Origin of the sequence: Pseudomonas syringae KCTC 12500, assembly GCF_000507185.2 — a bacterium.
GTDB lineage: Bacteria > Pseudomonadota > Gammaproteobacteria > Pseudomonadales > Pseudomonadaceae > Aquipseudomonas > Aquipseudomonas syringae.
The window spans coordinates 965,583-985,955 of record NZ_AYTM02000002.1; the positions used below are offsets into that span (position 1 = coordinate 965,583).

Here is a 20,373-nt window from a genome sequence, read left to right on the forward strand (position 1 = left end):
TAAATGGACTTCACTGGAATCGTTCCGGCCATTCCCGGCCTGTGGAACGGCATGGTCATGACCCTCAAGCTGATGGCGATGGGTGTCGTCGGCGGCCTGGTGCTTGGCACGCTGCTGGCATTGATGCGCCTGTCATCGAACAAGCTGCTGGCCAATGTGGCCGGTGCCTACGTGAACTACTTTCGTTCGATCCCGCTGCTACTGGTGATCACCTGGTTCTATCTGGCCGTGCCGTTCGTGCTGCGCTGGATTACCGGTGAAGACACGCCCATCGGCGCGTTCGCCTCCTGCGTTGTGGCCTTCATGATGTTCGAAGCCGCGTACTTCTGCGAAATCGTCCGTGCTGGTGTGCAGTCGATCTCCAAGGGGCAAATGGGCGCTGCTCAGGCGCTGGGCATGAACTACTCGCAGATGATGCGACTGATCATCCTGCCCCAGGCGTTTCGCAAGATGACCCCACTGCTGCTGCAACAGAGCATCATTCTGTTTCAGGACACCTCTCTGGTGTACACCGTCGGCCTCGTCGATTTTCTCAACGCATCGCGCTCCAGTGGCGACATCATCGGGCGCGCCAACGAGTTCCTGATCATTGCCGGTCTGGTGTATTTCACGATCAGCTTTGCCGCCTCGCTGCTGGTGAAGCGTCTGCAAAAAAGGTTTGCCGTATGATTTCCATCAAAAACGTCAACAAGTGGTATGGGGACTTCCAGGTACTGACCGATTGCAGCACCGAGGTCAGCAAGGGCGAAGTAGTTGTGGTGTGCGGCCCGTCCGGCTCCGGCAAATCGACCCTGATCAAATGCGTGAACGCACTGGAACCGTTTCAGAAAGGCGATATCGTTGTCGACGGCACATCAATATCCGATTCGAAGACCAACCTGCCCAAGCTGCGCTCGCGGGTCGGCATGGTGTTTCAGCACTTCGAACTGTTCCCGCACCTGAGCATTGTCGAAAACCTGACCATCGCGCAGATCAAGGTGCTGGGCCGCAGCAAGGCCGAAGCCACCGAGAAGGGTCTGAAGCTGCTTGAGCGCGTCGGCCTTTCCGAGCATGCGCACAAGCATCCCGGGCAGCTTTCCGGTGGGCAGCAACAGCGTGTCGCCATCGCGCGCGCGCTGGCGATGGACCCGGTGGTCATGCTGTTCGACGAGCCCACTTCCGCACTCGACCCGGAAATGGTCAATGAAGTGCTCGATGTGATGGTGCAACTGGCCCAGGAAGGCATGACCATGATGTGCGTGACCCACGAGATGGGTTTCGCCCGCAAAGTCGCCAACCGAGTGATTTTCATGGACAAGGGACAGATCGTCGAAGACTGCGCCAAGGAAGAGTTTTTCGGTGACGTCAGCGCACGCTCGGAACGCGCCCAGCAATTCCTCGCCAAGATCCTTCAGCACTAGGCAATAGCTTGACGGCTGTCCGCCTATCAGCGGGCAGCTGTTCGGTCCAGGACGACTGTGATGAAATGCGACCCCACTCTTTATCGCGCCGCGCCGCCATCACTCGCCGTGAAACCCCGCCTGATCCGTCAACTGTTTCTGCCACCGCTGATCCTCATGCTGATGATCGGGCTGGGCTATATCGCCTATCTGGTCAGTGAACATAGCGGCATCAAGAGCCTGCGCGAAACCGGCGAGCGCCAGCTCGAGCTGCACGCGCGCACGGTGGAGAGCGAAATCAGCAAATACACCTACCTGCCCAGCGTGCTGGAGCTGGAATCCAGCGTGTCGCAGTTGCTGAACGAACCGGGACCCGAACTTCAGCAGCAGGTCAACCGCTACCTCGAAGGGCTGAATCGACGCAGCCGCAGCCGTGCCATTTACGTGATGGACACCACCGGACGCGTGCTGGCCACCAGCAACTGGCGTGATCCCGACAGTTATCAGGGTGAAGACCTGTCTTTCCGTGCCTACTTTCAGGACGCCGTGCGCGGCCTGCCCGGGCGCTTTTACGGCATCGGCACCACCACAGGTGAGTCGGGCTATTACCTGGCGCATGGGCTGGAAGACAAAGGCCGCATCATCGGCGTTGCGGTGATCAAGGTACGCCTCGAAGCACTTGAAGAACGCTGGCAGCGAGCACGGCTGGAGGCGTTTGTCAGCGACGAGAATGGCATCATCATCCTCTCCAGCGATCCGGCCCGGCGTCTGAAATCAGTGCGTCCGCTCACGGCTGAGGTCAAGGAGCGTCTGGCTCGCAGCCTGCAATATTACTGGTGGCCGCTCAACGAACTGGTGCCACTGGAACGGGAAACCTTGTCTGAGGGCGTCGAAACACTGGTTTTTCCCGCCAACATCAGTGTCGACCGCGAACACAAAAAGGTCAGTTATCTGGCCCAGAGCCGCCCGCTGAGTGACACCGCCTGGCACCTGACACTGCTTACCCCGCTGGAAGATCTGCGCCGTGAAGCAGCCAATCAGGGCATGCTGGTGGCCGTGGCTTGCGCGCTGGTGACCTTTCTGCTGATCGCCTGGAACGAGCGGCGCAAGGTGATCTCGACCCGGCTTGCTGCCAGGGAAGCGCTGCAGGCTGCCAACAACGAGCTGGAACGCAAGATCGCCGAACGCACCGAACACCTGCGGGCCAGCAACGAACGCCTCAAGGCGCAGATTCGTGAGCGAAGGCAGGCTGAAGACACTTTGCGCAGAGCCCAGGACGAGCTGGTACAGGCCGGAAAGCTGGCAGCCATCGGCCAGATGTCGACCAGCATCGCGCATGAGCTGAACCAGCCTCTGGCCGCACTGCGCACCTTGTCCGGCACCACCGTGCGCTTTCTGGAACGAGGCGCGCTGGACACCGCGAGTACCAACCTGCGTACCATCAATGATCTGGTCGACCGCATGGGCCGCATCACCGCCAGCCTGCGCGCATTCGCCAGACGCGGCGACGATCAGGGCCAGGCGCAACTGAGCAAGGCTGTCGATGCGGCGGCGCAGTTGCTGGGCGTGCGTCTGGAGCAGTCCGGCCTGATAGTGCATCGCGACTTCGTCGACGCCACGCTGACCATCGACCAGACCCGCCTGGAACAGATTCTGGTCAACCTGATCGGCAACGCACTGGACGCCATGTTCGACCTGCCGCAACCGGAATTATGGCTCACCGGGTCGGTTGTCGACGGCCGATACCGTCTGCGGGTACGTGATAACGGGCACGGCGTCGACGCCGAGGCGCGCAAGCATCTGTTTGAACCTTTCTTCACCACCAAACCGGGCGAACAAGGCCTGGGGCTGGGCCTGACGCTGTCGGCGAGCCTTGCCGCCGCAGCCGGGGGCAGCCTGAGCGCAGAGCATCCGCAGGACGGCGGTACGACGTTTGTCCTGAGCCTGCCGTTCATCCCCGATGCCCGCCACCCGGACAGCCCGACATGAGACGACATCCATGAGCATAAACAGCGACCTGACCGTCCTGATCGTCGAAGACGATCCGCATGTACTGCTCGGCTGCCAGCAGGCCCTCGCGCTGGAAGACATCGCCAGCGAGGGCGTTTCCAACGCTGAAGAGGCCTTGAAGCGCATCGGTGACAACTTCGCCGGTATCGTCATCAGTGACATTCGCTTACCGGGCATCGACGGGCTGGAGTTGCTGAGCCGTCTCAAGGCACGTGACAGCAGCCTGCCGGTGGTGCTGATCACTGGCCATGGCGACATCACCATGGCCGTCAACGCAATGCGCGATGGCGCCTACGACTTCATGGAGAAACCCTTTTCTCCCGAGCGCTTGGTAGACGTCACCCGGCGCGCACTGGAACAACGCGGGCTGGCCCGTGAAGTGTGGGCGTTGCGCAAGCAGCTGGCCGAGCGCGATTCGCTGGAAGGCCGGATCATCGGCCGCTCCCCGGCCATGCAAAACCTGCGTGCGTTGATTGCCAACGTCGCCGACACCTCGGCCAACGTATTGATAGAAGGCGAAACCGGCACGGGCAAGGAGCTGGTCGCGCGCTGCCTGCACGATTTCAGTCGGCGCAAGGACAGCCAGTTCGTGGCGCTCAACTGTGGCGGGCTGGCGGAAAGCCTTTTCGAGTCGGAAATCTTCGGCCACGAAGCCAACGCCTTTACCGGCGCGGGCAAGCGGCGCATCGGCAAGATCGAACACGCGCACAACGGCACGCTGTTTCTCGATGAAGTGGAAAGCATGCCGGTCAATCTGCAGATCAAGCTGTTGCGCGTCCTGCAGGAGCGAACCCTCGAGCGGCTGGGTTCCAACCAGAGCGTCGCGGTGGATTGCCGGGTCATAGCGGCGACCAAGTCCGACTTGAATGCCTTGGGCAAGACCAATCAGTTCCGCAGCGACCTGTATTACCGCCTGAACGTCGTCACGCTCGAACTGCCACCCTTGCGTGAGCGCCGCGAAGACATTCTGCAGCTGTTTGAACACTTCCTGCAGTTGTCGTCGTTACGCTTCGACCGCGAACCGCCCGTGCTGGATCGGCAAACCAGCTCGAACCTGATGAGCCACGACTGGCCGGGCAATGTACGCGAACTGCGCAACGTGGCCGAACGCTTTGCCTTGGGCCTGCCAGCATTCAAGCAGTCAGGCACGGTCAGTGAAAACCAGAGTCTTGGGTTTGCGGAAGCAGTCGAAGCCTTCGAGCGCTCATTGCTCGGCGACGCCTTGCAACGCAGCGGCGGCAACCTCAGCCAGGCCAGCCAGGAACTGGGCATGGCCAAGACCACGCTGTTTGACAAGGTCAAGAAATATGGGCTTTGAGCACTGCGCCCGATCTTGAGGGTGCGGTGTAGCGCTGATCTGTGACGCAGACAACGCTGGAGCGCGAGGAATGATAGGCGTCCGCAAGACACCTATCGTGCCCATGCTCTGCGTGCTATCCCGCACAGACAGTACGTTACTTCGATTCACCGACAATCTGGCGGATTGCGCTGACGAATACCTCGACCGGCTGACCGCCCGAGACGGCGTACTGGTCGTTGAAGACCATGGTCGGCACGGAGGTGATACCGCGAGACGTCCAGAGCTGCTCTGCCTCGCGAACCTCAGTGGTGTACTCGTCGCCATCCAGAATCGCCTGAGCACGCAGACGATCCAGGCCGACCTTCTGCGCCACATCTGCCAGAGTCTGGTGACTGGACGGGTCTTTCAGGTCGCTGAAATACGCCTCGAACAGCGCCTGCTTCAACGCATGCTGCTTGCCTTGCTGCTCGGCCCAGTGCAGCAGGCGATGGGCATCGAACGTGTTGTAGATACGCCGCTCGCCGCTGGCAAAGGTGAAGCCGAGTTCAGCACCGCGTTCACGAATGGTCTGGTGAATACCTTCGATCTGTTCCGGCGTGGAGCCGTACTTTTCGGCGATGTGTTCTTTGATGTCCTGCCCTTCGGCAGGCATGTTAGGGTTCAGCTCGAAAGGCTGAAAGTGAATGTGCGCTTGCACCTCATCACCCAATGCCTCCAGCGCCTGATCCAGCGCGCGCAGACCAATGACGCACCAGGGGCAGGAAACATCGGAGATGAAGTCGATCTTCAGTGCAGTTGTCATGTCGGCCCTTTTCGGTACAGAGTGTGTAAAAACGTCACGAGCGAAGGCAAGACAAGACAAGGCAAAAACAGGCGAAAAAGCGGAGTTTAGGTGTTCTAAATGAGCATTTTCCGCCTGTTTTTAACGCAGTATTGCCAAGCGTAGTAGTTTTTACACAGTTTGGAAGCAAAGGTCACACGATACACCTCTGTCCATGCCTGACAACCGGGCCGGCTTACAACTGAGCCAGGTTGCGACCGTCTTCATGCTGGGCTTTCAGGTACGGCAGCACTGCACCGAGCAACGGGGCCTTGAAGGCCTCCTGAAAACGGTGCGCCAGCCCCGGAATCAGGCGCAGCTGGCTGCCCTGAATGTGCGCGGCCACATGCACACCGTGCATGACCGGCAACAGCGGGTCGGCCGTGCCGTGAACCACCAGTACCGGCAGACGCAGGCGGTTCAGCAGTTCCACGCGGCTGGGCTCGGCCAGAATCGCCATGATCTGGCGTTTCACGCCCTCAGGATTGAACGCCCGGTCATAGGAAACAGCCGCCTGATGCAGCAGCTGCTGGCGATCATCCTTGACCTGCGGGCTGCCCAGCGCCGCAAGCAAATCGGCCTGCTGCTCGATCGCCACTTCCCGATTGGGCGCGCCGCGACGCGCCAACAGTTGCATGAGCGCGGTACTGGGCATAGGCAAACCCTGCGCACCGGAACTGGTCATGATCAGCGTCAGGCTTTCGACCCGCGACGGCGCCAGATCAGCCAGATGCTGGGCAATCATGCCGCCCATGCTCGCGCCCAATACGTGGAACTGACGAATCTGCAATGCATCCATCAGACCCAGCGCATCGTCGGCCATATCAGTCAAAGAATACGGTGCCGAGACAGGCAGTCCAAGTTTGTAACGCAGCACTTCGAACGTCAGATTGGCATCCGCTGGCTGTTGCACCCACGACGACAGACCCACATCGCGATTGTCGTAGCGAATCACCCGATAACCCTGCTGACATAACGCGACCACGACCTCATCCGGCCAGTGAATCAACTGCCCACCCAGCCCCATCACCAACAACAAGGCAGGGTCGGACTCGCTACCAATACTCTGGTAGGCAATCCGCACGTCCTTGAGGTCAGCCATCTGTACAGGAACATCGGTATCACAACGATCGGCCGCAAAAGACGGCAAGCCGCACAGAAGCGCGGCCAGAAAAATTAAAACCCGCATGAAAAACACCAAAAAACAGAACCCCAGTAGGCCGCGAGTCTGATGATGTTTTTCCAAGCGCGCTGCCACACTTGCGTGACAGTTTGATGAATGGCGCTGAGCGGTCGTTAATCGGGGTTTGCGTTAGGCAGCGACCTGATCCGCCACCATCAGGTTTTCCCCAAAACGGGCGCGCGCTTCGAGCAACGATTCCTGATGCCAGTTCGAATGCGTATCGCACTCGCCCAGGGACAGAACCTTGTAAACCGGCAGACGATCAAACACCGGGGCCAGCAGCTCCGGTTCGGTCACGTTGTCCAGATGCAACCCTGCAACTGGCAGCAGGGCCGCGACACCCAGGTTGGGCCGCAGGTCACCGTGATAGAGGCCGATAAGCTTCTTCAACGGCGAATACTGGAGAATGTGATAGGCACGCTCGAAGGCGTTGCTCCATGCCAGCGGCAGGTCGAGCGCCAGAATCGGTTCGTCGATCTGAATCCACTCGACACCGCGCGCTGCCAGCCGCCCGAAAATCTCGCCATACACCGGCAGCAGATGCTCCAGCAGGTCGAGGCGATCTACCTCGTCACCCTGAACGTTACTTAGCCAGAGCAGTGTCAGAGGACCGATCAACGCGGTTTTGCGGCCTTGCTCGCCTGCTTCACCGACGCTCGCCAGCAGCGGCGCCCAATCGGGCTGAAAACGCTGGTCGCGTTTCAGGTGTGGTACCTGCTGCGGATGACGCGCCATCAACCAAGTGCGCAGTTCGGCACCCGTGGTCGTACTCCCCTGATGCTGTTTCCAGAAAGCCTGCAGAGCGTGCTGCAATTCACGGTCCGCGCCAATGGGAAAATAGTCAGGGTGTTGAGTCAGGGCCACGATGCGTCCTCCATAAAAGATGGGACTATTGTCGACAGCTGACACAACATGAGACAAACTCATTTTTTTCGTGTTGATCACAAATACTGCTCATGGAGCACTGACCGTGCTTGAAATACGCCACCTCAAAACCCTGCATGCCCTGCGCGAGGCCGACAGCCTTGTGGAGGCAGCCGAGCGCCTGCATTTGACGCAGTCGGCACTGTCCCATCAGTTCAAGGAGCTGGAAGAGCGCATGGGTATGCCGCTGTTTGTGCGCAAGACTAAACCGGTGCGCTTTACCAGCGCAGGTTTGCGCCTGCTGCAACTGGCCGACTCCATGCTGCCGCAACTGCGCAGTGCCGAGCGCGACATCGCCCGACTGGCGGGTGGCACGGCGGGACGGCTGCACATGGCAATTGAGTGCCACAGCTGTTTTCAGTGGCTGATGCCGACGATCGACCAGTTCCGCGATGCCTGGCCCGAGGTCGAACTCGACTTGTCTTCCGGCTTCTCGTTCGCGCCCTTGCCAGCCCTGGCGCGCGGCGATCTGGACCTGGTGGTGACCTCAGATCCGCTGGAATTGCCCGGCATCACCTATGTGCCGCTGTTTACCTATGAAGCGATGCTGGCAGTGGCCAACCAACATGCGCTGGCAACCAGGCCGTATGTCGTTCCGGAAGACTTGCTGGCTGAAACGCTGATCACTTACCCGGTGGAACGCGACCGGCTGGACATCTTCACGCGCTTTCTGGAACCCGCCGACATCGAACCGGCACAGGTACGAACATCGGAACTGACGGTGATGATGATGCAACTGGTCGCCAGCGGGCGCGGGGTCTGCGGTATGCCGCACTGGGCGCTGCATGAATACAGCTCACGCGGCTATGTGAAGGCCAAGCGGCTTGGCGAGAAAGGACTGTTCGCGACGCTCTACGCCGGTATCCGCGCCGACATGCTTGACGCACCGTACATGCGCGATTTCCTGCTGACCGCCAAGGACACCTCGTTTTCGACGCTCGACGGGGTAAGTGTGGTTCGCTGACATAGGGTTTGTTGACAGTGCCGTCCTGCACCGCGATGCAGGACGACTGCGCCATTCAGCTACGTGCTGCCTGCCGCTTGAGATACAGCGGCAGAATCAGATCGCGGGTCAACGGCGCCAGCTGCAAACCCGCATGACTGTCCGCGTCAACCCACAGCACTTCTTCAATCTCGGCGGCAGGCACTGCCTGAGCGTCGGTCCTGACCTCATACAACTGGCAGTTGACTTCGAAACCGGGCTCGTTGGCGGCGGGTGCCGTGAACTCACCGAGAAATACCGCCTGCGCCGGATCGACGATCAGCCCGAGCTCTTCTTCGAGTTCTCTGGCCAGCGCCTGCGGTGCCGGTTCACCGGGCTCGATCTTGCCGCCCGGCTGCATGAAGGCCTGAGTACCGCGCTTGCGCACCAGCAGAGTCCGGCCGTCCGCGCCGATCAGCAGCGCCGCCGCGATGCGGATGATCTTCATGCGAAGATCTCCGTTTTCAGCAGCCGCGCCTGATCAGCCCGCTCCAGCGCCAGAACGATCAGGCGATGGATCAGTTCGGCATACGACAGACCGCTGGCCTGCCAGAGCTTGGGGTACATGCTGATCGAGGTGAAACCCGGCAGTGTGTTGACTTCGTTGATGATGATGTCGCGCCCTTCGGTGACGAAGAAATCGACCCGCGAGAGCCCTGCACAGCCCAGCACCTTGTACGCTTGCAACGCGACCTCACGCACCTGATCGCTCAGATCGGCCGGCAGCTCGGCGGGGATGGCGATGCGTGCCTGATCGCCATTCAGGTACTTGGTGTCGTAGGCATAGAATTCATCGTTGGCAATCACTTCGCCGCAGACACTGACCTGCACATCGACGTTACCCAGTACGGCGCACTCCACTTCCCGGCCGACGATGCCCTGCTCGATCAGCAGCTTGTGATCGAACTCGAAACCCAGCGCCAGTGCCGCCGCGAAACCAGCCTCGTCAGACACCTTGCTCACGCCCACCGATGAACCCTGGTTGGCCGGCTTGATGAACATCGGCAGCCCCAATTGGTCGGCAGCCTCCGTGAAAGAAAGACTCTCTCCACGCGACAGGACCCTGAACGGCGCGACGGCAATGCCCGCATCGCGCAGCAGGCGCTTGGTCACGTCCTTGTCCATGCAAACTGCAGAGGACAGCACATCGGCGCCGACAAAGGGCACGGCCAGCATGCGCAGCACGCCCTGCAATGCACCGTCTTCGCCAAACGCGCCGTGGGTCAGCGGGAATACCACATCGATGGCTGCCAGTGGCTGGCCTGACTCGACTTCGACAAACTGCCCGCCGATGCTGCCCGGCAGCAAGGACAACGGCTTGCCTGATGCACTCAGTTTGATCCGTGCGGGATCAGTGGCATTGAGCAGGTAATCGGCCTCGTCGAAATGCAGCCAGCGGCCCAGCTTGTCGACGCCAATCAGGGTCAGCGCATAGCGCTCACGATCAATCGCATTGATCACGTTGCGTGCCGACTGCAACGAAACCTCATGCTCGCTGGATTGCCCACCGAAAACGATGGCGACTGACTTTTTCAAAGCGGTTACTCCTGTTTTTCAGGCCGCGAAGATAAAAGCAATGTCGGCTGTTAGTCCAGTAGATGATTAGCCGCAGGCCTGAAATTCAGACAAAAAAACCCGGTCGTGGGCAATCCATGCGAAATGCCCACGACCGGGAGGTCAGACCGCTCATTGAGCGGCTGCGGTTTCTTTCTTGCCAGCCGAGCCAAAGGCGGCGAAACGCTTGTTGAAACCCGCGATCCGGCCTTCGGTGGTGGTTTTGCGCTGCTGCCCGGTGTACATCGGGTGCGAGGCACTGGAAACATCGAGCGCAACATAAGGATAGGTAGTGCCGTCGGTGTGCTGTTGCGTGCGGTCTGTGTCTACGGTGGAGCCGATCAGAAAGTAAGCATCGGCAGCAGTGTCGTGGAACAGCACGGTGCGGTATTGAGGATGGATATCGGGTTTCATCGTGATCTCTCCGGTGAGTTGAGTGGAATAGTTATACAGTAACATAACCGAAGATGAGAATGATTGCTATTGATTGCCATCATTGGTGAGGTTGATCGAACACTCACACGGCGCCGATGTCGGCGTGAAGCCGCCGAGCCACGTGGGCCAGAGACATTCTGTAATAGCGCGGCTTTGCAATTGCCCTCGATTAGCGGCACCCTGCCGCGCCGCCGAACGTCACTGGTCGCTGGCCTGGAACCTGAGCCTCTGTGGCCTATCTTTACTCATTAGCACTTTCAAGAGTCCACCGTTATGAATAACGGACGCGATCATCGAATCGACTTCTTTCGCGGCCTGGCGCTGATCTTCATATTCTGGGATCACGTGCCGGACAATCCCCTAGCGCAACTGACCGTACGCAACTTCGGCTTCAGCGACGCAGCGGAAATCTTCGTTTTCCTCGCCGGTTACGCATCCATACTGGCCTACGGGCGCATCGCCCGACGTGACGGCATGCTGGTGGCTGGCGTGCGTATCCTGCGCCGGACCTGGGTGCTGTATGTGGTGCATATCTTTCTGCTGACCCTGCTGATGGGCATCGTCTTCGTCGCCAACAATCACGTCGAGACGCGCGACATGGTCCAGCAGATGGGCCTTGAATACTTCGTCGGCAACCCGCAACAGGCATTGGCCGATGAACTGCTGCTGCGCTTCAAGCCGAACCTGACCGACCCGTTGCCGTTGTATATCGTGCTGTTGCTGACCTTGCCGCTGACCTTGCCATTGATGCTGCGCAAACTCGAAGTGGCCGTCGGCCTGTCGATTGCCCTGTACCTGATGGTGCCGCTATTCGGCTGGAACCTGCGCGCCTACGAAGGCGGCGGTGTCTGGTACTTCAACCCGGTCGCCTGGCAGTTGCTGTTCGTGCTCGGCGGTGCGTGCGCGTTGCGCAGCGAAACAGCCACAACAGCTGCGCGCCCTCCGTTGCGCCAACAACCCTTGTTCATGGTCGCCGCCGTCTACGTGATGGTCGCAGGCATACTGACCTTCAGCGAAAAATGGCCCGGTCTGCACGCTGCGCTGGTCTCCAGCCTGCACCTTGAAAGCCTTTACCCGATCAGCAAGACCGACCTTGCGCCCGTCCGGCTACTGCACTTTCTTGCCCTGGTCTACGTCGTCGCCCGACTGCTGCCAACCTCAAGCACCTGGCTGGAAAACTGGCCTGCGCGCCAGACCTCCCGCATGGGGCGTTATTCACTGGAAGTCTTCTGCCTGGGCGTCCTGCTCGCGCCACTGGCAGACATGGCCAATGCACTGGCAGGCGATACATGGCCCATGCAAGTGACCACGGCGATTGTCGGGTTGGGGCTGATGATGCTGATGGCGAACGGGTTGGAGTTGAATAAACGCCTGGGGACATCGCCGCACCTATTGCCAACTTGAGAACAGCGTCACGTTTGCATGCCCTCTCGGAGATTTCCTACTGGTTTGTCAGGCCAAGTTTTTCAGGAACTGGCCGCTATCCGGTATGAGGCCAAAGAGAGGGCAACGCTTTGAACATTAATGGAGTTTCAAATCCGGTAAACATCCCGCAACAGATGGGGTTGGTAAACGGTGCTAAACATGTTGAACCGACAGAAGACGTCAGCCTTCAAGAGGCCATTGCATCTGAAGTCAAAACGACAGAAAAAAATGTATTTTACGAATATCAGAAAGAGCCGTGGTTGTTGGAACCGATCAACGAACACATCACAAACAGGCTTGACTACGTAGCTCACAAAAAGAGACTCGACGTACTGGAACTTGCGCTGGTAAATGTGACCTATGATAGCTTTCGAAAACAACTGCAAGAAACCCACCCCGACATTGCACGTAAAAACTTCGGCTTCACACTGGCCGAAAGTGCATCCATCAAGATAATTGACTACGATAACAGCCTGACTGAAAACGACACATCAGTTCTTACCCACGCCCTCAACGGTTTCAGAGAATTCAAAGAACAACTCCAACATCACGCAAAGACCATCATGACCCTGGTAGACCATGACCATGAAACATTTGGCGGCCGATATAAACTGAATATCAGCAATTTTCAGGACGTGATCGACTATGGCAAAATCATGAACACCAGCGTACAAAAAATGCAGGACGAATGGATACAGCAAGTCCAGAGCAATGCTGAGAAACGAGATTTTTCATATATTTCGTTGTCGGTATGAAACATCAGCCTGGCGAGACAAATGATTCGCCAGGCTGAGTTAGACGTTAACCGCGAGGAGCAACAGTTCGCAGAACGGTTTGTGTGCAGATGTGTCCCATGTAAAAAATATGAGGCATTGCCGTGATGGGCCCTAGAGAGAAATTACTTATGAAGTAGCGAGCCACTCTATAGTTACTTCTCCAAGTATTGAACCCCCTTTGCGCATGAACAAAATCTTGGGCCTCCGCACCTCCATAGCAACGTCCGAACTCAATGCGCTCAGAGGCGAACCCATCAGCACCGCTAACCAGAATATGCCTGGTCGAGGCTTCTTTTTCACCAAAGCTCAGATCCAAAATAGCCATACCGCCTTCCAACGGCGTACCTTTAGTATCGCTGAACCTCACCTCAAGCAGAGCTTCTTTATAAATCTGCGTTGCCAACCAGCCAGGGTTAGTATATCCACTTGGAATCCTTATCACTCCCGGTTCGTCGAGCAGTTCATAGTTTTTTAGAACAGGATAGGAACCCAATCTGACAGTGTATGGAAGCCTGCCACCTACCAGCGAGTTTCTTGGTGTGACCCTGATGATCACCTCAGCCCCAGGAGTCAGATCTTTAAAAACCTTGGTCTCAAGTGTCTGAGCAACCCACTCACCATTTTCGTAATACTCGGTCTTCCACTCGTTAGTGACCGGATCACCGACAGGGGTATAGAGCAATACATCTTGCCCACGATGCGAGACAAAGCCGTAGTAGTGAACGGGGTGTTTATCTGTCAACACATCGACCACCGAATGTAGTTTATCCAGCATGACGGTAAATCTTGGCTCGGAAATTTCTTGCACAGCGTCAGCCGCAACGGCTTCGTTGGTTTCATGACTTGATACACCGACCGGGTCCTCGGCACCTGTATTGGCATGAGCGCCGGAAGCCGATGCCATTATCACGAAAATAGACAACAAGCAAAAACCAACACATTTTCTTCCATAAGTATTCATAGGTAATCTCGCAGATTATGCAGAGGCAGGTTGCCACTGACAAAATTGACGCAATAGAAAGTTAAGCGCCGAGTCAACCCTCACATTAAAATCAAGGAAACTTCCTACAAAAAATAACCACCACTACAGCCTAGGAAAGATCCTACACACTTATCAGGCAAAGTTTTGCGAAGGTCTGCCGCTAGATAGCTATCATTGACACCAAAGAGCGCTTAGCATGCATATCAACCCTTTAGCTTCTGCATCACAAAATCAACAGCGCACTCTCTCGGGCTCGAGTTCCCTCACCTCACCTGCTGCTCCGCCAATCAAAATTCCTCAGGCGCGTGATAACGTGCGTGATCCGAACGCTGAGTTCTATACCACCGAGGAAACACCCTGGCTATCCGACTACAAAACGTCGGCGGCAGGACGGGTTATGCTGGACAGTATGTCTGAAGAGATATCGAACCTACTCCGAAGTACATACCTGGGTGACTTAACTAAAGATTTTGATAAGACCCTATGCCGTATGTACGACAATTTTCACGATTTCAAGCAGCAGCTTTTTTACCTTAATACGGAGCTGTCAAATAAGCACTTCGGCTTCACGCTGGGTTTTAATCAGGAAATCCAGGTGACCGACCCAGACGATGTGCTCACCCCGGCAGAGTTCGCGTACCTGACCGAGAAGCTGAACGAACGTCAACAACTGAAGGAGGATCTGCGTGCGCACGCAAAAATTGTGATGACGTTACTCGATCACTACACGGAGAAATTCGGCAACCAGCACACACTCAACCTTGAGAATTACAGCAAGGTTATCGACTACGGGCAGGTCTTCAGTCGTAATCACATTGGCAACTTCATGGACACGATCATTTACCAGATCGAGCGCAATGCGCCGAAGCGTGAAGAAGAGCGCAAACCGTTGGTTGATCTTCACGTCTGATCAAGCCAGCGCCACTGCAGTTCATGTGTAGCTGCAGTGGGATTAGTTCATGACGCTCGTCCCCACTGCGCGCCTTCCGCCCTCGAAAACCTCCAGACAATTCCCTCCCACAATCCCATCCAGCGTCTAAGCTTGGGTCAGGTGCTTTGACAGGATGACCGGACAATCGACTATGGGCGCATTTCGGCATTCCGATAGCAAGCAAGAGACGCTATCCGCTGATCGTGAGGATGATCCTCGTACGCCCAAATATCCGCGTCGCAAGCGATACGGATGGCGGGTGTTCTGGGTCGTGGTGGTGTTGGCAGGGGTTGCATTGGGCGCGGCGGTGGCCGTGGAGAGCAGAACCTCCAGGCTTCAGGCGCGGGAATTAAGCCGCTTTGCCGCGAGCCTGGGTTATTCAATGCAGCCTGGGCCGAGTCATGACGTGGTGTATCCCGGTGACGGGCCGTTCGACAGACGCCTGGGCTATTCATCCATGGATGAATTCCTGTCGCGCCTGCTCAAGCGCGATTATGTGATTACGCGCCAGACCCGGTTTTCCCCGGAACTGCTGCGTTACGTCCGGCATGGTTTTTTCGTGCCTTACGAGGAAAAGACCCAGGCCGGGCTGTCGATCACCGATTGCCGGAACGAGCCGCTGTACGAGTTCAAGTACCCGCAGCAGTTTTACCCGACCTTTGCTGCCATTCCGCCGATGCTGGTGAACAGCCTGCTGTTTATCGAAAACCGCGACCTGCTCGATCCGCAGCAGCCCATGGCCAACCCTGCGGTGGACTGGCCACGTTTTGTCAAAGCCGCCTGGTCGCAACTGGCGAAGATGTTTGCCCTCCCCGGCCAGTCGGCTGGGGGCAGCACGCTGGCTACTCAGCTGGAAAAATACCGTCATTCCCCAGACGGGCTGACGCTGTCGGGTTCGGAAAAGCTGCGGCAGATGATTTCCGCCAGCGTTCGCGCCTATCAGCCGGGGACCGAGACACTCGCCGTGCGCCAGCGAGTGGTGCGTGACTACCTGAACAGCGTGCCGCTGTCTGCGGTGCCGGGGCATGGCGAGGTGCATGGTCTGGCTGAAGGACTGAGGGTATGGTTCGGCGCAGACTTCGCCAAAACCAACGAGATACTGGCGTCGAATCCAGGCAATAAACAGGCGCTGGCCGACAAGGCGCTGGCGCTGCGTGAAGTGCTCTCACTGGTGATCGCCCAACGTCGTCCGTCGCACTATCTTGCCAAGGGCCGCTCTGAACTCGCCGAGTTGACCGACAGCCACATTCGCTTGCTGGCCCAGGCCAACGTCATCGACCGACCGCTGGCCGAGGCCGCGCTGGCAGCCCAGGTCACCTACCGCGACTGGGCGCAGCAACCGACCCTGCAGCCCATCGAAACCAACAAGGGCATCAGTGTCGCGCGCACTCGCCTGTCGAATCTGCTCAACCGCCCGCTTTATGACCTGGACCGTCTTGACCTGTCCGCCACCAGCACTCTGCATGGCGAATTGCAGCGCAGCGTCAGCCAGTACCTGCGTGACCTGGCCAACCCTGAATTTGCGGCAAAGACCGGTTTGATGGGCGAGCGCCTGTTGACCCCGGCCAGCACAACGCAGGTGCGCTACAGCTTCACGCTGTTTGAACGCGGCGTGGATGGCTCGCGGGTCAGGGTCCAGACCGACAGCACCGATCAGCCTTTCGACATCAACGAAGGCAGCAAACTGGAGCTGGGCTCGACGGCGAAGATGCGCGTGCTGACGACGTATCTGGAGATCATCGCCGAGCTGCATGGGCGCTATGCAGGCTTGAGCCCTGCGCAATTGCGCAAAGTCCCTGTCGAGGAACCGGATCGGCTGACCCGCTGGGCAGTGGATTATCTGCTGATCAACAAGGACCGTGACCTGGCGAAGATGCTTTCGGCCGCACTCGACCGCACCTATTCGGCCAGCCCCGCAGAAGCGTTCTTCACCGGTGGCGGCATGCACCGTTTCAATAATTTCCGGCGCGAGGACAACGCGCGGATTCCGACCCTGCGCCAGTCGCTGCGTGAGTCGATCAACCTGCCGTTCATTCGTCTGATGCGCGATGTCGTGCGCTACAGCACCTATCAGGCGCCCAACAACAGCGCCGAGCTGCTCAAGGATGACGACAACCCGCGCCGTCAGGAATACCTGGCGCAGTTTGCCGACCGCGAAGGCACGGTATTCCTGCTGCGCTTCTGGAAGCGCTACAAGGAAAAGACCACCCAAGAGCGACTCGACACCTTTCTGGACGGCATTCACCCGACGGCTATTCGCCTCGCTGCGGTGCACCGTTATCTGCTGCCGGGCGCTGATCAGGGCACCTTCAATGCGTTCATCCGCGCCCACCTCGACGAGCCCAGGGCAAGCGCGAAACTCACCGACAAACGTCTTGCCGATCTGTACCAGAGTTACGGTCCGGGCAGTTATGACCTGCCCGATCAAGGCTACATCGCCCGCGTCCATCCGCTGGAACTGTGGCTGGTGGGCTACCTGCTCAAGCACCCGGAAGCACAGTTCAAGGACGCAGTGGCCGCCAGCCGTTTCGAGCGTCAGGAAGTCTATGGCTGGCTGTTCAAGAGTCGCCACAAAGGCGCTCGCGACAGCCGGGTGCGGACCATGATGGAGGTCGAAGCGTTTCTGGACATTGAGCAACGCTGGCAGCGTGTGGGTTATCCGTTCGACCACCTGGTGCCTTCGCTGGCGACGGCTATCGGCAGTTCGGGAGATCGTCCCGCGGCGCTTGCCGAGCTGATCGGCATCATCCAGAACGATGGGATCCGCCTGCCTGCGGTGCGCATCGACAGTCTGCATTTTGCCGCCGATACGCCTTATGACACCCAACTGAGCATCAACCCGGAGCTGGGCAAGCGTGTGTTGCCATCGGAAGTCGCAGCGGCAATGCGCGAGGCCTTGTCGCAAGTGGTGGACGGCGGCACGGCCAAACGCGTGCAAGGCACTTTCAAGATGCAGGACGGCAGTGTGCTGGCGATGGGTGGCAAGACCGGCACCGGCGACAACAGGATCGAAAGCGTCGGTGCCGGCGGGCGCATTCTCAGTTCAAGGGCGATCAACCGCACGGCGACTTTTGTGTTTTATATCGGCGACAACCACTTCGGCGCGCTGACGGCGTTCGTGCCGGGACGCGCTGCCGAGGGCTTTCGCTTCACCTCGGCGTTGCCGGTGCAGGTGCTCAAAGGCATGGCGCCGATTCTGACGCCGTACCTGGAAAACCACGGACAAGCTATGTGCAACGCCCCGCTTGCCGATGCGCCCAAGGGGGTCTGACCGGCAATGACCGCTCGTCTGCCAGCTCTGTGATTACAATAAGATATATCTTAAGTTATATCTAACTTGTAACCAGAGAGCAAAAACATGCGTGAAGATAAACACCCACCCCACCACCGTCCGCCGCATCTTCGTGAAGCAGGTAAAGATCGCGACGGTTTTGAAAAACGCCCAGGCCGCGAACGCGGTGGACGTGGCCCTCGGGTTTTCGCCCCTGGCGATCTGAAATTGCTGTTGCTGGCGTTGATCGCCGAACAGCCTGCCCACGGTTACGACCTGATCCGCAAGATCGAAGGTCTGTTCGAGGGTGCGTACTGCCCCAGCCCCGGCGTGATCTACCCCACCCTGACGTTCCTTGAAGAAAGCGAAATGGTGGTCGGCGATGCACAGGCCGGCAAGAAGCTCTACACCGTCACCGATGCGGGTCGCCAATCCTTGGAAGATCAGGCCGTGGCACTGGAAGGTGTGCGCATGCGCATCGATGTCAGCAAGCGCTCATTGCGCGGCCATGATCGTCCGCCGGAAATCCATGAAGCGGTGCACAATCTGCGCCACGCGCTGCAGATGCACCATGGCCGCTGGAGTCCGGAAGAGATTCTGCGCGTCAGCGAACTACTCAATAGCACGGCCAAGGCTGTCGTCGATGGGCCTCAACCTGCCTCAGAGGAGTCGGTATGAATTCGCCCCAGTCAATCCATCGCGTCATGCATGAAATCAAGCGACGCAAGCTGCGGGTGGTGAGGGTCACGGAACTGACGCCCCTGATGCGCCGCATTACCTTGCAGGGCCCGGAGCTGGCGGGTTTCATCAGCCTGGGCACCGACGACCACGTCAAACTGTTCTTCCCGCAAACGGCAGAAGAACAGGCAGCCTTGGAAAACCTCAACCCTGCCGGCGACAAGGACACGCCGCGACCGCCGATGCGCGATTACACGCCGCGTCGCTACGACGAAAAAACCGGGGAACTGGATATCGATTTCGTTCTGCACGGCGAAGGCCCGGCGGCCACCTGGGCCGCTCAGGCAGCGCCCGGGCAATTTCTGCACATCGCAGGGCCGAAGGGTTCGATGGTGGTGCCGGACATGTTCGACAGCTACCTGCTGATCGGCGACGAAACAGCCATTCCCGCCATCGCCCGACGCCTCGAATCGCTGCCCGCCAACCGTGCTGCGCTGGTGGTGGTCGAAGTGGCCAACCCGCAGGAACAGCAGGTGTTCGATAGCGCCGCGCAGGTCGACTTGATCTGGATCGTACGCGGCGAACAGAATCTGCTGGACGTCACGCGTCGCCTGGAGATGCCCGAGGGCAAGCTGTACGCCTGGGTCGCGACTGAATCCGCGCTGTCACGCAAGCTACGTCGTGTGCTGCTCGACGAGTTCGGCCTGGAAGAAGACTTCGTCAAGGCCGCCGGTTACTGGAAGCTGGACAGCACTGCAGAATGAGCAGGACCGGGCGACTCACCGCGAACGACGAGACGCCCGTTTATCGACTCCCAGCAGCACCAATGCGATCAGCACGAAACCCAGCAGCACGCCCAGCGCGTTGATGAATGCCTTCGGAAAACCGAGCGTGCCGACATCGATGAACGGGTACAGGTAATCACCGAACATGTGGCCACGCAGCAGGACATAGGCGAAGTAGACAAGCGGATAGATCGCCCAGAGCGGTATATGGCTCAGACGCAGCGTGCCCTTGGGCACGTACAACCACCAATAAAGCACGAACGCCAGCGGCATTATGTCGTGCAGCAGTTCATCGGCCACCCACTGCCAGCCTTCCGGGTGCCACAAGTGGCGCAACAGGATGTTGTAGGCGATGCCCACCAGCGCAATGCTCACCGCAATGCCGCCACACACGACTGGATGGCGGAAGAACCGGTGGCCTGCCGACTGCTGTGTCGTCAGCGCGCAACTCAGCGCGACCGCTACAAGCATGTTGGTCAGTACAGTGAAGAAACTTGAAAACCGTACCAGCCCGCCCAGCAGACTGGCGTGATCGGAATAACGGCCAATCAGGATCAGGTAAAGCTGAATCACCAGTCCAGACCAGCCGAGGCAAGCGGCCACGAGGGCGTAATAGCGCTGTCCCTGCGCAGGTTGTAGATGTTCGCTGAGCATCAATCGGTATCCTTGAGTGCCGGCCTCCATGCCGAGCTATTCTGGCGAGCCTGTTACCAGCCCTTGCTGCGATGCAATTTCACATACAGCGCTTCGATCTTTTCCCGCGCCCAAGGGGTCTTGCGCAGGAAGGTCAGACTGGACTTGATGCTCGGATCGCTTTTGAAGCAGCGAATATCGACGCGCTCGGCAAGGCCGGACCATTCGTAATGTTCGACCAGCGCCCTGAGGATCTGCTCCAGCGTGACGCCGTGCAATGGGTCGGAGTTGGGTGTTGTCATGAT

The 20,373-nt window shown here is 58.5% G+C and carries 20 protein-coding genes; 11 read left to right on the top strand and 9 right to left on the bottom strand.

The window, feature by feature from the left end:
* The first annotated feature begins 3 nt into the window (after positions 1–3).
* Genes V476_RS04750 through aauR form a run of 4 tightly spaced genes read left to right on the top strand, consistent with a single transcriptional unit; the run spans position 4 to position 4,707 of the window.
* Positions 4–669: an amino acid ABC transporter permease gene (locus V476_RS04750; RefSeq protein ID WP_002554865.1), complete on the top strand. Its 666-nt coding sequence runs from the start codon at positions 4–6 to the stop codon at positions 667–669.
* Positions 666–1,400 carry an amino acid ABC transporter ATP-binding protein gene (locus V476_RS04755; RefSeq protein WP_003363626.1) on the top strand — a complete coding sequence of 245 codons (735 nt, stop codon included), beginning with the start codon at positions 666–668 and terminating at the stop codon, positions 1,398–1,400. The genes V476_RS04750 and V476_RS04755 overlap by 4 nt, the downstream gene beginning before the upstream one ends.
* Before the next feature lie 60 nt (positions 1,401–1,460).
* Positions 1,461–3,368, top strand: a complete 1,908-nt coding sequence (gene aauS / locus V476_RS04760) for a two-component sensor histidine kinase AauS (protein WP_027902958.1) — start codon at positions 1,461–1,463, stop codon at positions 3,366–3,368.
* Positions 3,369–3,378: 10 nt separating this feature from the next.
* Positions 3,379–4,707: a two-component response regulator AauR gene (gene aauR / locus V476_RS04765; RefSeq protein ID WP_003428833.1), complete on the top strand. Its 1,329-nt coding sequence runs from the start codon at positions 3,379–3,381 to the stop codon at positions 4,705–4,707.
* Positions 4,708–4,843: 136 nt separating this feature from the next.
* Here aauR and V476_RS04770 read toward each other — a convergent pair whose 3' ends face one another.
* From V476_RS04770 to V476_RS04780, 3 genes are all read right to left on the bottom strand, one after another.
* Entirely contained in the window at positions 4,844–5,491 is a 648-nt protein-coding gene (locus V476_RS04770; protein WP_004404250.1) for a DsbA family oxidoreductase, read from the bottom strand.
* 214 nt (positions 5,492–5,705) lie between these two features.
* Positions 5,706–6,698, bottom strand: coding sequence for an alpha/beta fold hydrolase (locus tag V476_RS04775; RefSeq protein ID WP_004416438.1), 993 nt, complete (start codon positions 6,696–6,698; stop codon positions 5,706–5,708).
* 123 nt (positions 6,699–6,821) lie between these two features.
* Positions 6,822–7,556, bottom strand: coding sequence for a 5-methyltetrahydropteroyltriglutamate--homocysteine methyltransferase (locus V476_RS04780; RefSeq protein WP_024960416.1), 735 nt, complete (start codon positions 7,554–7,556; stop codon positions 6,822–6,824).
* A 106-nt stretch (positions 7,557–7,662) separates the two neighbouring features.
* Between V476_RS04780 and metR the strand changes: the two genes are divergently transcribed.
* The gene (gene metR / locus V476_RS04785) at positions 7,663–8,580 is read left to right on the top strand and encodes a transcriptional regulator MetR (protein ID WP_003425350.1); all 918 of its coding nucleotides are present in this window, start codon (positions 7,663–7,665) and stop codon (positions 8,578–8,580) included.
* A gap of 55 nt (positions 8,581–8,635) precedes the next feature.
* Here the strand turns inward: metR and V476_RS04790 are convergent, their stop codons facing one another.
* The 3 genes from V476_RS04790 to V476_RS04800 form a co-directional block, all read right to left on the bottom strand.
* Entirely contained in the window at positions 8,636–9,046 is a 411-nt protein-coding gene (locus V476_RS04790; protein ID WP_003425349.1) for an NUDIX hydrolase, read from the bottom strand.
* Entirely contained in the window at positions 9,043–10,134 is a 1,092-nt protein-coding gene (ddlA, locus tag V476_RS04795; protein WP_024960417.1) for a D-alanine--D-alanine ligase, read from the bottom strand. Before ddlA ends, V476_RS04790 begins: the two co-directional genes overlap by 4 nt.
* A 150-nt stretch (positions 10,135–10,284) precedes the next feature.
* Positions 10,285–10,566, bottom strand: a complete 282-nt coding sequence (locus V476_RS04800) for a type B 50S ribosomal protein L31 (protein WP_003383662.1) — start codon at positions 10,564–10,566, stop codon at positions 10,285–10,287.
* A gap of 294 nt (positions 10,567–10,860) precedes the next feature.
* Between V476_RS04800 and V476_RS04805 the strand changes: the two genes are divergently transcribed.
* Together V476_RS04805 and V476_RS04810 are read left to right on the top strand one after the other, a co-directional pair.
* Positions 10,861–11,991 (top strand): OpgC domain-containing protein, encoded by a 1,131-nt coding sequence (locus V476_RS04805; protein WP_017279641.1) that lies wholly within the window; start codon positions 10,861–10,863, stop codon positions 11,989–11,991.
* Between the two features lie 155 nt (positions 11,992–12,146).
* Entirely contained in the window at positions 12,147–12,767 is a 621-nt protein-coding gene (locus V476_RS04810) for a hypothetical protein (protein ID WP_050428340.1), read from the top strand.
* Between the two features lie 46 nt (positions 12,768–12,813).
* Here V476_RS04810 and V476_RS04815 read toward each other — a convergent pair whose 3' ends face one another.
* Positions 12,814–13,563 carry a hypothetical protein gene (locus tag V476_RS04815; protein ID WP_024682614.1) on the bottom strand — a complete coding sequence of 250 codons (750 nt, stop codon included), beginning with the start codon at positions 13,561–13,563 and terminating at the stop codon, positions 12,814–12,816.
* Positions 13,564–13,966: 403 nt separating this feature from the next.
* Between V476_RS04815 and V476_RS26665 the strand changes: the two genes are divergently transcribed.
* The 4 genes from V476_RS26665 to V476_RS04835 all read left to right on the top strand — a co-directional run bounded on the left by V476_RS26665 (position 13,967) and on the right by V476_RS04835 (position 19,414).
* Positions 13,967–14,680, top strand: coding sequence for a hypothetical protein (locus V476_RS26665; RefSeq protein ID WP_080115827.1), 714 nt, complete (start codon positions 13,967–13,969; stop codon positions 14,678–14,680).
* Between the two features lie 172 nt (positions 14,681–14,852).
* Positions 14,853–17,972 carry a transglycosylase domain-containing protein gene (locus tag V476_RS04825; RefSeq protein WP_024960419.1) on the top strand — a complete coding sequence of 1,040 codons (3,120 nt, stop codon included), beginning with the start codon at positions 14,853–14,855 and terminating at the stop codon, positions 17,970–17,972.
* 87 nt (positions 17,973–18,059) lie between these two features.
* A complete protein-coding gene (locus V476_RS04830; RefSeq protein WP_024960420.1) occupies positions 18,060–18,650 on the top strand; it encodes a PadR family transcriptional regulator in 591 nt (196 codons plus the stop codon).
* Entirely contained in the window at positions 18,647–19,414 is a 768-nt protein-coding gene (locus V476_RS04835) for a siderophore-interacting protein (protein WP_024960421.1), read from the top strand. The genes V476_RS04830 and V476_RS04835 overlap by 4 nt, the downstream gene beginning before the upstream one ends.
* Positions 19,415–19,429: 15 nt before the next feature.
* On the opposite strand, the gene V476_RS04840 is transcribed toward V476_RS04835, so the two are convergent.
* Both V476_RS04840 and V476_RS04845 read right to left on the bottom strand, forming a co-directional pair.
* A complete protein-coding gene (locus V476_RS04840; RefSeq protein WP_024960422.1) occupies positions 19,430–20,089 on the bottom strand; it encodes a Pr6Pr family membrane protein in 660 nt (219 codons plus the stop codon).
* A gap of 53 nt (positions 20,090–20,142) precedes the next feature.
* Positions 20,143–20,370, bottom strand: coding sequence for a VF530 family protein (locus tag V476_RS04845; protein WP_024960423.1), 228 nt, complete (start codon positions 20,368–20,370; stop codon positions 20,143–20,145).
* Between the last annotated feature and the right edge of the window lie 3 nt (positions 20,371–20,373).

Bases quoted from the DNA above. Each gene is read 5' to 3' on its own strand.
- V476_RS04750 (WP_002554865.1), top strand. From the start codon at position 4: ATGGACTTCACTGGAATCGTTCCGGCCATTCCCGGCCTGTGGAACGGC.
- V476_RS04755 (WP_003363626.1), top strand. From the start codon at position 666: ATGATTTCCATCAAAAACGTCAACAAGTGGTATGGGGACTTCCAGGTA.
- aauS (WP_027902958.1), top strand. From the start codon at position 1,461: ATGAAATGCGACCCCACTCTTTATCGCGCCGCGCCGCCATCACTCGCC.
- aauR (WP_003428833.1), top strand. From the start codon at position 3,379: ATGAGCATAAACAGCGACCTGACCGTCCTGATCGTCGAAGACGATCCG.
- V476_RS04770 (WP_004404250.1), bottom strand. From the start codon at position 5,491: ATGACAACTGCACTGAAGATCGACTTCATCTCCGATGTTTCCTGCCCC.
- V476_RS04775 (WP_004416438.1), bottom strand. From the start codon at position 6,698: ATGCGGGTTTTAATTTTTCTGGCCGCGCTTCTGTGCGGCTTGCCGTCT.
- V476_RS04790 (WP_003425349.1), bottom strand. From the start codon at position 9,046: ATGAAGATCATCCGCATCGCGGCGGCGCTGCTGATCGGCGCGGACGGC.
- V476_RS04800 (WP_003383662.1), bottom strand. From the start codon at position 10,566: ATGAAACCCGATATCCATCCTCAATACCGCACCGTGCTGTTCCACGAC.
- V476_RS04805 (WP_017279641.1), top strand. From the start codon at position 10,861: ATGAATAACGGACGCGATCATCGAATCGACTTCTTTCGCGGCCTGGCG.
- V476_RS04810 (WP_050428340.1), top strand. From the start codon at position 12,147: ATGGGGTTGGTAAACGGTGCTAAACATGTTGAACCGACAGAAGACGTC.
- V476_RS04815 (WP_024682614.1), bottom strand. From the start codon at position 13,563: ATGCTGGATAAACTACATTCGGTGGTCGATGTGTTGACAGATAAACAC.
- V476_RS26665 (WP_080115827.1), top strand. From the start codon at position 13,967: ATGCATATCAACCCTTTAGCTTCTGCATCACAAAATCAACAGCGCACT.
- V476_RS04825 (WP_024960419.1), top strand. From the start codon at position 14,853: ATGGGCGCATTTCGGCATTCCGATAGCAAGCAAGAGACGCTATCCGCT.
- V476_RS04830 (WP_024960420.1), top strand. From the start codon at position 18,060: ATGCGTGAAGATAAACACCCACCCCACCACCGTCCGCCGCATCTTCGT.
- V476_RS04835 (WP_024960421.1), top strand. From the start codon at position 18,647: ATGAATTCGCCCCAGTCAATCCATCGCGTCATGCATGAAATCAAGCGA.
- V476_RS04840 (WP_024960422.1), bottom strand. From the start codon at position 20,089: ATGCTCAGCGAACATCTACAACCTGCGCAGGGACAGCGCTATTACGCC.
- V476_RS04845 (WP_024960423.1), bottom strand. From the start codon at position 20,370: ATGACAACACCCAACTCCGACCCATTGCACGGCGTCACGCTGGAGCAG.